The 13,231-nt window shown below is 67.5% G+C and carries 11 protein-coding genes; 9 read left to right on the top strand and 2 right to left on the bottom strand.

Translation table 11 applies throughout. The features are described from left to right. Positions 1-2: 2 nt before the first annotated feature. On the bottom strand, positions 3-3,389 hold the full coding sequence (locus tag ACWGRX_RS05640) for a transglutaminase family protein (protein ID WP_452116731.1): 3,387 nt from the start codon (positions 3,387-3,389) through the stop codon (positions 3-5). A 253-nt stretch (positions 3,390-3,642) separates the two neighbouring features. Here ACWGRX_RS05640 and ACWGRX_RS05635 point away from each other — a divergent pair, with 253 nt between their 5' ends. The 8 genes from ACWGRX_RS05635 to eda all read left to right on the top strand — a co-directional run bounded on the left by ACWGRX_RS05635 (position 3,643) and on the right by eda (position 12,218). Then, entirely contained in the window at positions 3,643-5,232 is a 1,590-nt protein-coding gene (locus ACWGRX_RS05635; RefSeq protein ID WP_452116730.1) for an ABC transporter substrate-binding protein, read from the top strand. A gap of 118 nt (positions 5,233-5,350) precedes the next feature. Beyond that, a complete protein-coding gene (locus ACWGRX_RS05630; protein WP_452116729.1) occupies positions 5,351-6,418 on the top strand; it encodes an ABC transporter permease in 1,068 nt (355 codons plus the stop codon). 11 nt (positions 6,419-6,429) lie between these two features. Continuing rightward, a complete protein-coding gene (nikC, locus tag ACWGRX_RS05625) occupies positions 6,430-7,341 on the top strand; it encodes a nickel transporter permease (RefSeq protein ID WP_452116728.1) in 912 nt (303 codons plus the stop codon). An 8-nt stretch (positions 7,342-7,349) separates the two neighbouring features. Next, positions 7,350-8,198 (top strand): ABC transporter ATP-binding protein, encoded by an 849-nt coding sequence (locus ACWGRX_RS05620; protein WP_452116727.1) that lies wholly within the window; start codon positions 7,350-7,352, stop codon positions 8,196-8,198. Next, positions 8,195-8,950 carry an ABC transporter ATP-binding protein gene (locus tag ACWGRX_RS05615; RefSeq protein ID WP_452116726.1) on the top strand — a complete coding sequence of 252 codons (756 nt, stop codon included), beginning with the start codon at positions 8,195-8,197 and terminating at the stop codon, positions 8,948-8,950. Before ACWGRX_RS05620 ends, ACWGRX_RS05615 begins: the two co-directional genes overlap by 4 nt. Positions 8,951-9,272: 322 nt before the next feature. Continuing rightward, on the top strand, positions 9,273-10,781 hold the full coding sequence (zwf, locus tag ACWGRX_RS05610) for a glucose-6-phosphate dehydrogenase (RefSeq protein ID WP_291644754.1): 1,509 nt from the start codon (positions 9,273-9,275) through the stop codon (positions 10,779-10,781). Next, a complete protein-coding gene (gene pgl, locus ACWGRX_RS05605) occupies positions 10,778-11,467 on the top strand; it encodes a 6-phosphogluconolactonase (RefSeq protein ID WP_452116725.1) in 690 nt (229 codons plus the stop codon). Before zwf ends, pgl begins: the two co-directional genes overlap by 4 nt. A gap of 100 nt (positions 11,468-11,567) precedes the next feature. Then, on the top strand, positions 11,568-12,218 hold the full coding sequence (eda, locus tag ACWGRX_RS05600) for a bifunctional 4-hydroxy-2-oxoglutarate aldolase/2-dehydro-3-deoxy-phosphogluconate aldolase (protein ID WP_452116724.1): 651 nt from the start codon (positions 11,568-11,570) through the stop codon (positions 12,216-12,218). Here the strand turns inward: eda and ACWGRX_RS05595 are convergent. Next, on the bottom strand, positions 12,215-12,784 hold the full coding sequence (locus ACWGRX_RS05595; RefSeq protein WP_452116723.1) for a DUF2239 family protein: 570 nt from the start codon (positions 12,782-12,784) through the stop codon (positions 12,215-12,217). The two genes, eda and ACWGRX_RS05595, sit on opposite strands and share 4 nt — an antisense overlap. A gap of 99 nt (positions 12,785-12,883) precedes the next feature. Here ACWGRX_RS05595 and ACWGRX_RS05590 point away from each other — a divergent pair, with 99 nt between their 5' ends. Continuing rightward, positions 12,884-13,219 carry a GIY-YIG nuclease family protein gene (locus tag ACWGRX_RS05590; RefSeq protein ID WP_452116722.1) on the top strand — a complete coding sequence of 112 codons (336 nt, stop codon included), beginning with the start codon at positions 12,884-12,886 and terminating at the stop codon, positions 13,217-13,219. Positions 13,220-13,231 lie beyond the last annotated feature (12 nt).

The raw sequence follows: 13,231 nt of genomic DNA, 5'->3' as shown, positions 1-13,231 counted from the left end.
ACTCAAATGCCGATCGGGCGACGCAAATCGAGGGTCATGGGGAACTCCGGATTGCGCGCTTCGGCGGGAATCGCCAAGGGACCGGGACTATGGCCGATCGCCTCGAAACGAGCGAGTCTTCTCGCCTCGGCCTCATAGGAATTCACCGGCGGCGTTTCGTAGTTGCGCCCGCCGGGATGGGCGACATGGTAGACGCAGCCCCCGAGCGAGCGGCCGGCCCAGCTATCGACGATGTCGAAGGTCAGCGGCGCGTGCACGGGAATCGTCGGGTGCAGGCCCGAGGCCGGCTGCCAGGCCTTGAAGCGCAGGCCGGCGATGCTGGTTCCGGCGGCGATCTCGCTCATCGGCAGCGCCCGCCCGTTGCAGGTGATGATATGCCGGCCCGGCACGAGGCCGCTTGCCTTGACCTGCAGGCGCTCGACCGAAGAGTCGACATAGCGCACCGTGCCGCCGATCGCGCCTTCCTCGCCCATGACGTGCCAGGGCTCAAGCGCCTGCCGCAGTTCGAGTTCGACGCCGCCCTGACTGACCTTGCCGAAGAACGGGAAGCGGAACTCATGCTGCGCGGCAAACCAGCCGGGATCGAAGGCGTAGCCGGCGCCGGCGAGGTCATCGAGCACCTCGCGGAAATCCTGCGCGACCATCTCCGGCAGCATGAACCGGTCGTGCAGCGCCGTGCCCCAGCGCACCAGCCTGCCGCGCTGCGGCACGCGCCAGAACCAGGAGACCAGTGCCCGGATCAGCAATTGCTGGGCGAGCGACATCCGCGCGTCCGGCGGCATTTCGAAGGAGCGGAACTCGATCAGCCCGAGCCGGCTGGTCGGCCCGTCCGGCGAATAGAGCTTGTCGATGCAGATCTCGGTGCGGTGGGTGTTGCCGGAGACGTCGACGAGCAGGTTGCGGTAGAGCCGGTCGACCAGCCAGAGCGGGATCGCCGGCTCGTTCGGTCCGGGCGTCTGCGCCAGCGCGATCTCGAGCTCGTAGAGCTGGTCGTGCCGGGCCTCGTCGATGCGCGGCGCCTGGCTCGTCGGGCCGATGAACAGGCCGGAGAACAGATAGGACAGTGACGGGTGCCGCTGCCAGTAGAGCACGATGCTCTTGAGCAGGTCCGGCCGGCGCAGGAAGGGGCTGTCGGCCGGGGTGACGCCGCCGAGCACGACATGGTTGCCGCCACCGGTGCCGGTATGGCGCCCGTCGACCATGAATTTTTCGGCGCAGAGCCGCGATTGCCTTGCCTCCTCATAGACGCCGCGGGTGATCGCGACCGCTTCCGCCCAGTTCCGCGCCGGATGGACGTTGACCTCGATCACACCGGGATCGGGTGTCACCTTGATCACATTGAGGCGTGGATCATGCGGCGGCGCATAGCCCTCGATATGCACCGGTTGGCTGCTGGCTTCGGCGACTTCCTCGATGCTGGCGATCAGGTCGAGATAATCCTCCAGCCGCTCGACCGGCGGCAGGAAGACGCAGAGCACCCCGTCGCGCACCTCTATGCTGAGCGCGGTCCGCACCGCGTCGGCTGTGAGGTCTTGCTCGACGATGTCCTGCCGGGTGGCTGCGCCTGCGCTTTCGACAGGGCGCGAGGGCTGGATCGGGCTCGCGGGAGGTGCGGCTGCGACGGCACTGATCCCTGCGGGCGGAGGCGGAGCAGCGGCCGGGGAGCCCGGCAGCGGGCCGCGCGGTTCCAGCGGGTCCTGCGGGTGGATATGCGGATAGTCGCTCTTCGGCAGATGCGGCAGCGAGCCGAGCGGCAGGCGATAGCCGACCGGAGAATCGCCTGGCACCAGGAAGAGCCTGCCGCGCCGGAGCTTCCATTTCTCCGAGCGCCAGCGCCGGTCGTCCGCCGCCGCCTGCCAGCGCTGCACCGGAATGACATAGCCGCTCGGCTTGTCGAGCCCGCGCTCGAAGACGCGGACCATGCGGGCGCGCTCCTCGGGGTCGGAGAGCTTCGGATCGAGTGGGTCGACATTGGCGGGGAGCTGTCCCTCCTTGATAAGCCAGTGCCCGGTATCCTCATAGGCCGGCAGCACATGGTCGGGGCCGATGCCGAGCCGCTCTGCGAGCCCTGCCGCGAGCGTCTCGACGGCGGCGGTCGTCGGCACGACCTCGTGCTCGCGGTCGCTGCCGGTGAGGGCGCCGGGCTCGCGGGCGATCAACGCCGCATTGCGCCAGATCGGTTCGCCGTCCTGGCGCCAGTAGAGCGCGAAGGCCCAGCGCGGCAGGCTCTCGCCCGGATACCATTTGCCCTGGCCGTAATGCAGCATGCCGCCGCGCGCGAAGCGCTCGCGCAGGCGCCGGATCAGCAGATCGGCGCGCTGGCGCTTGGTCGGCCCGACGGCGGCGGTGTTCCATTCCTCGCCCGACTGGTCGTCGATCGAGACGAAGGTCGGCTCGCCGCCCATGGTGAGGCGGGCGTCCTGGGCCTCGAGGTCGGCCTCGACCTGCTCGCCGAGCGCATCGAGCCGCGTCCAGGATTCGTCGGAGAAGGGCAGGGTGATGCGCGTCGCCTCATGGATGCGCGTCACCTCCATCTCGAAGCCGAACTGCGTCTCGGCATAGCTCGCCATGCCGCTGACCGGCGCGGCCGAGCGGTAATGCGGCGTCGCCGCCAGCGGCAGATGTCCCTCGCCGGTGAGCAGGCCCGAGGTCGGATCGAGCCCGATCCAGCCGGCGCCGGGGATATAGACCTCGGCCCAGGCGTGCAGGTCGGTGAAGTCCTTGTCCGTGCCGCGCGGTCCTTCCAGCGGGTCGATGTCCGCCTTCATCTGGATCAGGTAGCCGGAGACGAAGCGGGCAGCGAGGCCGAGCCGGCGCAGGATCTGGACGAGCAGCCAGGAGCTGTCGCGGCAGGAGCCCGCCTTCAGCGCCAGCGTCTCCTCCGGCTCCTGGACGCCGGGCTCCATGCGGATGCCATAGGCGATCAGCTGCTGAAGGCGCGCATTGAGATCGACGATGAAGTTGACGGTGTTCGTGCGTTCTCGCGGGATCGTCGCGACGAAGGCGCTCAGCAGTGGCCCGGCCGGCTCGGTGACGAGATAGGGTGCGAGCTCGTCATGCAGCTCCTCGGGATAGGCGAACGGGAAGCGTTCGGCCTCGCTGGCGACGAAGAAGTCGAACGGGTTGATGATCGAGAGCTCGGTGACGAGATCGACCTCGATGCGGAACTCGCTGACCGGCTCGGGGAAGACGTAACGCGCGAGCCAGTTGCCGTTCGGGTCCTGCTGCCAGTTCACGAAATGCTGCGCCGGCGTGACCTTGAGCGAATAGCTCTGCACCGCCGAGCGGCAATGCGGCGCTGGACGAAGCCGGATGATCTGCGGCCCGAGCGTGACCGGCCGGTCGTAGCGGTAATGGGTGACGTGATGCAGAGCAGCGATGATGGCCAAGGGCGGGCGCCTGCGTTCAGGGTTCGCCGGGCCGGGCGGCCTGACCTGTCCACGATAATCGGGGAGTGGACCGGAGCAAGCCTGCCGCTGCGCAAGAATGTGCCGGAAGCCCGATCAGTTTGCGCAAGTAGCGGGCAGTCGGGACAGGCCTATTTGATACATTGCGGGGCGCTGGACATCCGCCCCGCTCTGGCTCCACATTGCGCCCCAACGGGCGCCGGGGCGCCCGCAAAACCGCACAATGGGGATTTCCATGCGTCACGTCGCGAAACTGATGGCGGCTTCGGCCTTCGCCGTCCTGATGGCCTCGACCGCCCAGGCCCAGACGCCGAAGGACACCATCGTCATGGCCAAGCAGATCGACGACATCATCACGCTCGACCCGGCCGAGGCCTTCGAATTCTCCGGCGTCGAGGTGGTCACCAATCTCTACGACAAGCTGATCGGCGTCGACCTGAAGAACAACAATGCCCTTATCGGCGAACTCGCCCAGAGCTGGACGGTCAGCCCCGACAATCTGACCTACACCTTCAAGCTCCGCCCGGGCGTGAAGTTCCATTCCGGAAATCCGCTCACCGCCGCCGACGTGGTGTATTCCTTCCAGCGTGCGGTGACGCTCAACAAGTCGCCGGGCTTCATCCTCACCCAGTTCGGCCTGAACAAGGACACCGTGCTCGACAAGGTGAAGGCTGCCGACGACCACACCGTGGTCATCACCGTCTCCAAGCCCTTCGCGCCGAGCTTCTTTTTGAACTGCCTGACCTCGGGCGTCGCCTCGATCGTCGACGCCAAGCTGGTCAAGGCCAATGAGAAGGATGGCGACTGGGGCAATGGCTGGCTGAAGCTGGCCTCGGCCGGCTCCGGCGCCTACAAGGTCCGCGCCTATCGCCCCAACGAGCAATATGCGCTCGACGCCAATGGGGACTGGTACAAGGGCGCGCCCAAGACCAGGCGCGTCATCGTCCGCCATGTCGCCGAGCCGGCCTCGCAGCGCCTGCTGCTGGAGAAGGGCGACATCGACATCGCCCGCAATCTCTCCAAGGACCAGCTCGCCGCGGTCAAGGGCAACGCCAATGTCGAGATCGTCCAGGGCGACAAGGGCTACATCCTCTATCTCGGCCTGAACCAGAAGAACCCGAACCTCGCCAAGCCCGAGGTGCGCGAGGCGCTGAAATGGCTGGTCGACTACGACGCGATCGAGAAGAACATCGTCGAGGGCACCTATAAGGGCCACGAGGCCTTCCTGCCCAAGGGCTTCCTCGGCGCGATCGACGACAAGCCCTACAAGCTCGACGTCGCCAAGGCCAAGGAGCTGCTCGCCAAGGCCGGGCTGCCGAACGGCTTCACGGTCACGATCGACACCCGCTCGGTCAATCCGATCACCGACATCACCCAGGCGATCCAGTCGACCTGGGCCCAGGCCGGCATCAAGCTCGAGATCATTCCGGGCGACGGCAAGCAGACCCTGACCAAGTACCGTGCCCGCACCCATGACATCTATATCGGCCAGTGGGGGCCGGACTATCTCGATCCGCACACCAATGCCGAGACATTCGCGATCAACGAGAACAATGGCGAGGACGCGAAGTCGAAGACGCTGGCCTGGCGCAACGCCTGGGACATCCCGGAGATGACCAAGGTCACCCAGGCCAATGTGCTCGAGACCGATGCGGCCAAGCGCGCTGCCGTCTATGGCGATCTGCAGCGCGAACACCAGAAGGTCTCGCCCTTCGTGATCATGTTCCAGCAGGTCGAGGTCTCGGCGCAGCGCAAGAACGTCGACAACTGGGTGATCGGACCGAGCTCCGACACCAATTTCTACGCGCCGATCGCCAAGAACTGAGGCATCTGCCGCCGCCGGAACCCGCCGTAGCCCGAAACGAGGCTGCGGCGGGTTTTCTGCTTTGTCGCCGGCGGCGCCTGCGAAGCCCCAAGAACAACAAGAAGATACGGAGCCGCCAATGGCCTCGATCACCGCCTCGACCCCGTCCGCACCGCCGCGGGCCAAGAGCCGCGCCCTGCGCTGGGGCAGGATCCTCGGCCGCGAGCTGACCACGGTCGCGATCACCATTTTCGGTCTGCTGCTCGTCACCTTCCTGATCGCCCGCGTCATGCCGATCGACCCTGTCCTGGCCGTGGTCGGCGATCGGGCGCCCGCCGATGTCTACGACAAGGCGCGGCTCGAGCTCGGTCTCGACAAGCCGCTCTGGGAGCAGTTTGCGATCTATGTCGGCAAGGTCTTCCGCGGCGATCTCGGCACCTCCGTGCTGACCGCGCAGAAGGTCACGGACGACATCAAGACGGTGTTTCCGGCGACGCTGGAACTGGCGACGCTCGGCACGCTGATCGGCGTCGTGCTCGGCGTCCCGCTCGGCATCCTCGCCGCCGTCAACCAGGGCCGCTGGATCGACCAGGTCGCCCGTGTGATCGGCCTGGTCGGCTATTCGATCCCGGTCTTCTGGCTCGGCCTGATGGGACTCCTCTTGTTCTACGCCAAGCTCGGCTGGGTCGCAGGTCCTGGTCGTCTCTCGATCGCCTATCAGGATTTCGTTACGCCGGTGACCGGCCTCGTCATGCTCGATGCCGCCATGCAGGGCGAGTGGGAGGCCGTCGTCGACGCCTTCTGGCACCTCATCCTGCCGGCTTCCGTGCTCGGCCTGCTCTCGGTCGCCTATATCAGCCGCATGACCCGCAGCTTCATGATCACCGAGCTGCAGCAGCAATATGTCGTCGCGGCGCGGGTGAAGGGCCTCTCGGAATGGCGCGTGGTCTGCGGCCACGCGCTGCGCAACGCCTTTGTGCCGCTCGTCACGGTGATCGCGCTCTCCTACATGCATCTGCTCGAAGGCTCGGTGCTGACCGAGACGATCTTCGCCTGGCCGGGCCTCGGCCGCTATCTCACCAATGCGTTGCTCAACGCCGACATGAACGCGGTGCTTGGTGGCACGCTGGTGGTCGGCGCCGTCTTCATCGGCGTCAACCTGTTCTCCGACATCCTCGGCCGGCTGGCCGATCCGCGGGCACGCTGAGGAGGATGGCCATGACCGATCAGACCGCCACCTCCGCCGGCTGGCATTCCTGGCTGACCACGACCTCGCCGGAATCGCGCCGGCAGGCCCGGCTCGGCCAGCTCTACCGGCAATGGCTCGCCTTCAGGAAGAACCCGGCCGCCATGGTCGGCCTCCTGATCGTCCTCGCCTTGCTGCTCCTCGCGGCCTTCGCGCCGCTGGTCGCGCCACATGACCCGCTGGCGCAGGCGCTCGATCAGCGCCTGCTGGCGCCGTCGGCGAAGCACCTGTTCGGCACCGACGCGCTCGGCCGCGACATCTTCAGCCGCGTCGTCTACGGCACCCGCGTCACGCTGGTGATCGTCATGCTCGTCGTTATCACGGTCGGGCCGCTCGGCCTCCTGATCGGCTGCGCCGCCGGCTATTTCGGCGGCTGGGTCGACACCGTGCTGATGCGCATCACCGACGTCTTCCTCGCCTTCCCGCGCCTCGTCCTGGCGCTCGCCTTCGTCGCCGCGCTGGGGCCTGGTCTGGAGAATGCCGTCATCGCCATCGCCTTCACCGCCTGGCCGCCCTATGCTCGTGTTGCCCGGGCGGAGACGATGCTCATCCGCAATGCCGACTACATCTCGGCGATGCGCCTGCAGGGTGCGAGCCAGCTGCGGATCGTTCTGAAGCATGTCGTGCCGATGTGCGTGCCCTCGCTGATCGTGCGCACCACCTACGACATGGCCGGCATCATCATCATCGCAGCCGGCCTCGGCTTCCTCGGCCTCGGCGCCCAGCCGCCGATCCCGGAATGGGGCGCGATGATCTCGACCGGCCGCGAGCAGATCTTCGACCAGTGGTGGGTCGCGACCTTCCCGGGTCTCGCCATCTGCGTCGTGGCGCTCGGCTTCAACCTGCTCGGCGATGGCTTGCGCGACGTTCTGGATGCGAGGTGAGCGCCAAGATGAACGCAAGCTCTGATCAAATCCTGCTCGCGCTCGACGATCTGCGCGTCGACTTCCACACCCCGACCGGCATCGTCAATGCGGTGCGCGGGCTCTCCTTCACGCTCGGCCGCGAGCGGCTCGGCATCGTCGGCGAATCCGGTTCCGGCAAGTCGATGACCGGCCGTGCCATCCTCGATTTGATCCCGCATCCCGGCGTGGTCACGGCGAAGCGGATGGAATTCCGCGGCCAGGATCTGACGGCGATGGACAAGGCCAGCCGCCGCAAGCTGCGCGGCCGCCATATCTCCATGGTAATGCAGGACCCGAAGTTCTCGCTGAATCCGGTCAAGACCGTCGGCGACCAGATCGCCGAAGCCTATCGCGTCCATCACAAGGCGAGTGCGCGCGAAGCTAAGGAGCGCAGCCTCGCCATGCTCGAAGCCGTGCAGATCCGCGAGCCCGCCCGCGTCTACGGGCTCTATCCGCACGAGGTCTCGGGCGGCATGGGCCAGCGCGTGATGATCGCGATGATGCTGATCGCCGAGCCGGACATCCTGATCGCCGACGAGCCGACCTCGGCGCTCGACGTCACGGTCCAGCTCCAGATCCTCAAGATCCTCGACGATCTCGTCACCAGCCGCGGCATGGGGCTGATCTTCATCAGCCACGATCTGCATCTGGTGAAGTCGTTCTGCGACCGTGTCATCGTGATGTATGGCGGCAAGGCGATGGAGACCCTGCCGGCGAGCGAGCTCGAGCGGGCCCAGCACCCCTATACGCGCGGGCTGCTCGGCTGCCTGCCCGATCTCGACCATCCCCGCGACAAGCTCGCGACCCTCACCCGCGACCCGGCATGGCTGGCATGACCACACAACCCGCCATCACCGTCGAGAAGCTCAACGTCTCCTTCGGCGATTCCCATGTCGTGAAGGATCTCTCCTTCGCCGTCTCGCCGGGCGAGAGCTATGGCATCGTCGGCGAATCCGGCTCCGGCAAGTCGACCGTGCTGCGCGTGCTCGCCGGCCTCAACCGCGAGTGGAGCGGCGAGGTCGACATTCTCGGCAAGCGCCTGCCCAAGATCCGCGACAAGGCCTTCTACCGGGCCGTGCAGATGGTCTTCCAGGATCCTTACGGTTCGCTGCACCCGAAGAAGACCGTCGACGATACGCTGGCCGAGCCGCTCGCCATCCACGGCCTCCGCGATGCGGAGGCGAAGATCACCCGCGCCATGGCGGATGTCGGCCTGCCGGCCTCCTTCCGCTTCCGCTTCCCGCATCAGCTCTCGGGTGGACAGCGCCAGCGCGTCGCCATCGCCCGCGCTCTGGTGCTGGAACCGACGATCCTCCTGCTCGACGAGCCGACCTCGGCGCTCGACGTCTCGATCCAGGCCGAGGTGCTGAACCTGCTGCAGGCGCTGCGCCAGGAGCGCAAGCTCACCTATATCCTGGTCAGCCACGATCTCGCCGTCGTCGGCCATATGTGCGAGCGGCTGCTGGTCATGCAGTTCGGCCGCGGTGTCGAGGAGATGAGCGCCGAAATGCTCGCCGCGCGCACGCCGCAGACGGACTATGCCCGGCAATTGCTGATCGCGAGCGAGGGCTTTCGCCGGGCGGGGTAGCAGCGTCCTCCCCGTCTCCCCTTGCGGGAGAAGGGGCCCGAAGGACCGGATAGGGGGCGCTCCGACCTTTCCGCGTCATGGTCGGGCTTGTACCGACCATCCACGTCTTCGCTGGTCGCGTGTGCTGCCCAAGACGTGGATGCTCGCCAAAAGGGCGAGCATGACGGAGAGGTCGGGAGGCCCCTCGCCCTGCCCCTCTCCCGCAAGGGGAGAGGGGATAGGTCGCGGCACCCCGTCCCCCAAAGCGTTTGGCAAGCTGCGTGCTTGGTCGCATTGTCGTCGCAGGATTCGGCTCCACTGGGCCGCCCAGGAGTATGCCGTCATGGACGCCATCGCCGAACGCCTGCTGAAGCCGGAGGCTGCGCCAGAGCGCACGCCGGTGCCGCCCTTCGATCTCGTGATCTTTGGCGCCGGCGGCGACCTCGCCTTGCGCAAGCTCTTCCCGGCGCTGGCGCAGCGCAATGAGGAGGGCGTTCTGCCGGCCGAGAGCCGCATCCTCGGCATTGTCCGCAAGCAGGAGGATCTCGAAGGCATTCCGCGCGAGATCGCCGGCAAGCTTGCCGCGGCGGGCTTGTCGTCCGAGCGTATCGCCGCCTTCCAGCGTCGCCTGACCATGGTGCTGCTCGATGCGGTGAAGCCCGAGACCTATGGCGCGCTGAAGGAAGCGCTCGGTGAGTCCGAGCATGTCCGCTCCTTCTATCTCTCGACGCCGCCGGACCTGTTCATCCCGATCTGCGAGAACCTCGCGAGCTCCGGCATCCTGACGCCGACCTCGCGCGTCATCCTGGAGAAGCCGCTCGGGCGCGATCTTCACTCGGCGCGGGCCATTAACGACGCCGTCGCCCGTATCCTGCCGGAAAGCCGGACCTATCGGATCGACCATTATCTCGGCAAGGAGACGGTGCAGAACCTACTCGTCCTGCGCTTCGCCAACACGCTGTTCGAGCGCTCCTGGTCGAGCCGCGACATCGACAATGTCCAGATCACGGTGGCCGAGACGGTCGGGCTCGAATCCCGCGCCGGCTATTACGACAAGGCCGGGCATCTGCGCGATATGGTCCAGAACCATGTTCTGCAGCTGCTCTGCCTCTTCGCCATCGAGCCGCCCAACCTGCTCGAGGCCGATGCGGTGCGCGACGAGAAGGTGCGCGTGCTCAAGGCGCTCAGGCCGATCGTCGGCCCCGACGTCCAGCGCTGGACCGTGCGCGGCCAGTACGGGCCGGGCGTCATCGAGGGCCAGAGGGTCAAGGGCTACGCCGACGAGCTCGGCCATGCCAGCAACACCGAGACCTTCGTCTCGATCCGCTGCGAGCTCGACACCTGGCGCTGGGCCGGCGTGCCGATCTATCTGCGCACCGGCAAGCGCATGGCGCAGCGCTATTCCGAGATCGCCGTCACCTTCAAGCCGGTGCCGCACTCGATCTTCGGCAATCCCGGCGATTGCGGCCGCCTCGACGCCAACCGCCTCGTCATCCGCCTGCAGCCCAATGACGGCGTGCAGATGCAGTTGATGATGAAGGTGCCGGGCTCCGGCAAGCTCAAGATCGTGCCGCGCCAGCTCGATCTGCGTTACGAGACCGCCTTCGACGTGCGCACGCCCGACGCCTATGAGCGCCTGCTCACCGATGTGATCCGCGGCGACCAGACCCTGTTCATGCGCCGCGACGAGGTCGAACAGGCCTGGACCTGGATCGACCCGATCCTCGCCGGCTGGCAGGAATACTATCCCCAGCCGCATCGCTATGCCGCCGGTTCCTGGGGGCCGTCCCAGGCGATCGGGCTGATCGAGCGCGAGGGCCGTTCCTGGGCCGATCCGGAGTTCGGTGAATGAGCACTGCCGGCCCGCTGCTGCGCCACCGCTTCGAGACGCTGGCCGATGCCTCGGCGGCTTTGGCCGAGGCCGTCGCGGTCAGGCTACGCACCTGCGTCGACGAGCGGGGCAGGGCGCTTCTCGCCGTGCCCGGCGGCACGACCCCGGCGCGTTTCCTCGCCGCCCTCGCCGAGCACGAGCTGCCCTGGGAGAGTGTCACGGTTCTGCCGACCGACGAGCGCTTCGTCGCGCCGGATGACCTGGCCTCGAACGAGCGGATGATCCGCGCCGCCTTCGCTCCCTTGCGTGACGGGCGCGCCGGCTTCGTTTCCTTTCACAGTTGCGGCGACGATCTCGCCGCCGCGGCCGCGAGCCTCGACCGGCTGCTCGCCGGCCTGCCGGCGCTCGACATCGTGGTCAGCGGCATGGGGGCGGACGGCCATATCGCCTCGCTCTTTCCCGGTGACGCGCGCGGCTTGTCGGCCGGTCCGGGCGTGCACGCCGTCGCCGCGACCCCGCCCGACCTGCCGCCGCGGCTCTCGCTCTCGCCGGCGCGCTTGCGCGGCGCCGGCCATGCCTGCCTGCTGATCTCCGGCCAGGAGAAGGAGCGGGTTCTGGCTTCGGCGGTCGAACTGCCCGGCGCCTTCCCGGTCGGGCTCTTGCTCGGCCGCCCGCAGGGGCTCGACGTCTACTGGGCGAAGGCTTAAGCCGGGCTCCCAGAGAGGTTGTGAATATCCTCAGTCCCCATCCTGAGGAGCCGCGAAGCGGCGTCTCGAAGGATGAGGGCTGAGGGAGAGATCAGGAGAGATGTCGATGTCCACCGCCCCCGAGATCGCGCGCCTTGGCGCCTGCGGCGTCGTGCCGGTCGTCGTCATCGACGAGGCGGAGATCGCCGTGCCGCTCGCAGAAGCCCTGCTCGCCGGCGGCATCGACGTCATCGAGATCACCTTGCGCCGCCCGGCTGCCATGGCCGCTCTGGAGAAGGTCGCGCGCGAATTGCCGGAAATCCTGCCGGTCGCCGGTACGGTGGTGACGCCGGCCCAGGCGGCCGAGGTCAAGAATGCCGGCGCCCGCGCCGTGGTCAGCCCCGGTTTCACCGAGAGCGTCGACGAAGCCATGCGCAAGACCGGCCTGCCCTGGCTGCCCGGCGTCGCGACGGCCTCCGACTGCATGCGTGCCGTCTCGGCGGGGCGCCTGCACTGCAAGTTCTTCCCGGCCGAGCAGGCCGGCGGCGTGCCCGGCCTCAAGGCGCTCTCCGGCCCGTTCCCGCAAATGAAGTTCTGTCCGACCGGCGGCGTCTCGCTCGCTAATCTCGGCAATTACCTCGCCTTGCCGCAGGTGCTCTGCGTCGGTGGCTCCTGGCTCGTCCCGGCCGACGCCGTGAAGAACCGCGACTGGGCGCAGGTGGCGAAGCTTGCCCGCGAAGCGCGCGAGAAGGTCGCGGAGCTGCGTGGCTAGTCCGCTTCGCCGAGGCCGCTCCAGGCCAGTTCCTGCGCATAGGTCCTGATATCTGACGGCCAGCTCGCAGCCTGAGCCCTGAAGCCGGCCTCGTCACCGGCGAACAGGGCGCGCGATGCCTCCTCGAAGCCGGGCAGGTTGCCGGCCAGTGCCGACATGAAGCGATAGGCGGTTTCTCGGGCGATGCGGGCCTGCGTCTGCCCGCCATCGCCGCGTCGTGCCTCGTCGACGAGCCGGCGCAGCGCCTGCGAGGCTCCGCCCGGCTGGGCCGAAAGCCAGTCCCAATGCCGTGGCAGCAGGGTCACTTCCCGCGCCACCACGCCGAGCTTCGGCCGGCCGCGCCCGCGCGGCTCCGCGCCGCCGAGCCGCGCGACGATTTCCGCCTCGGAGCCGCGCAGATCGAGATCGACCACCCGTCCCGTCGCATCCTCGAAGGTCAGCACGCTCGCATCCGGACGCTCGGCCAGCCGGGCGCGCACGGCGAGCGCGACCGCGGCAAGTGGTCCGCGCGCCAGAAGAAACTCGCCATCGAAGGCGGTGCAGGGGCGCTCGGCAGTTTCAGTCATCATCGGGCTCCGTTGTTGCGAGCTAATTACCCGGATGAAACTCCTTGAGTCAATATTGCCCGGGTGATATTCGGTTTTCGGTCACGACAGGAGAGCTCGATGCTGAACGAGGACAAGAAGGCCGCGGTGGCGGCCTATAAGGAGCGTAAGGTCGTCGCCGGGGTCTATCTCGTGCGTTGCGGCGCGACGGGAGAGTGCTGGGCCGGGCAGGCTCCCGATCTCTCGACGATAAAGAATCGTGTCTGGTTCACGCTGCGCCATGGGAGCCACCGTCAGCGCAGCCTGCAGGCGGCCTGGAACGCGCATGGCGAGAGCGCCTTCGTTTTCGAGGAGCTTGAGCGGCTGGACGAAAAGGCGCTGGAAGCCGGCCGTGAGCGCGTCATGAAGGCGCGGCTGGCGCATTGGTGCGCGGAATTGGGTGCGCAGGGGTTGTGAGAGCCGCTCCGT

This window comes from Allobosea sp. NPDC055594 (genome assembly GCF_053618995.1).
Note: the sequence above shows the minus strand (reverse complement) of the source record. Positions and strands in the feature narration are given on the sequence as shown.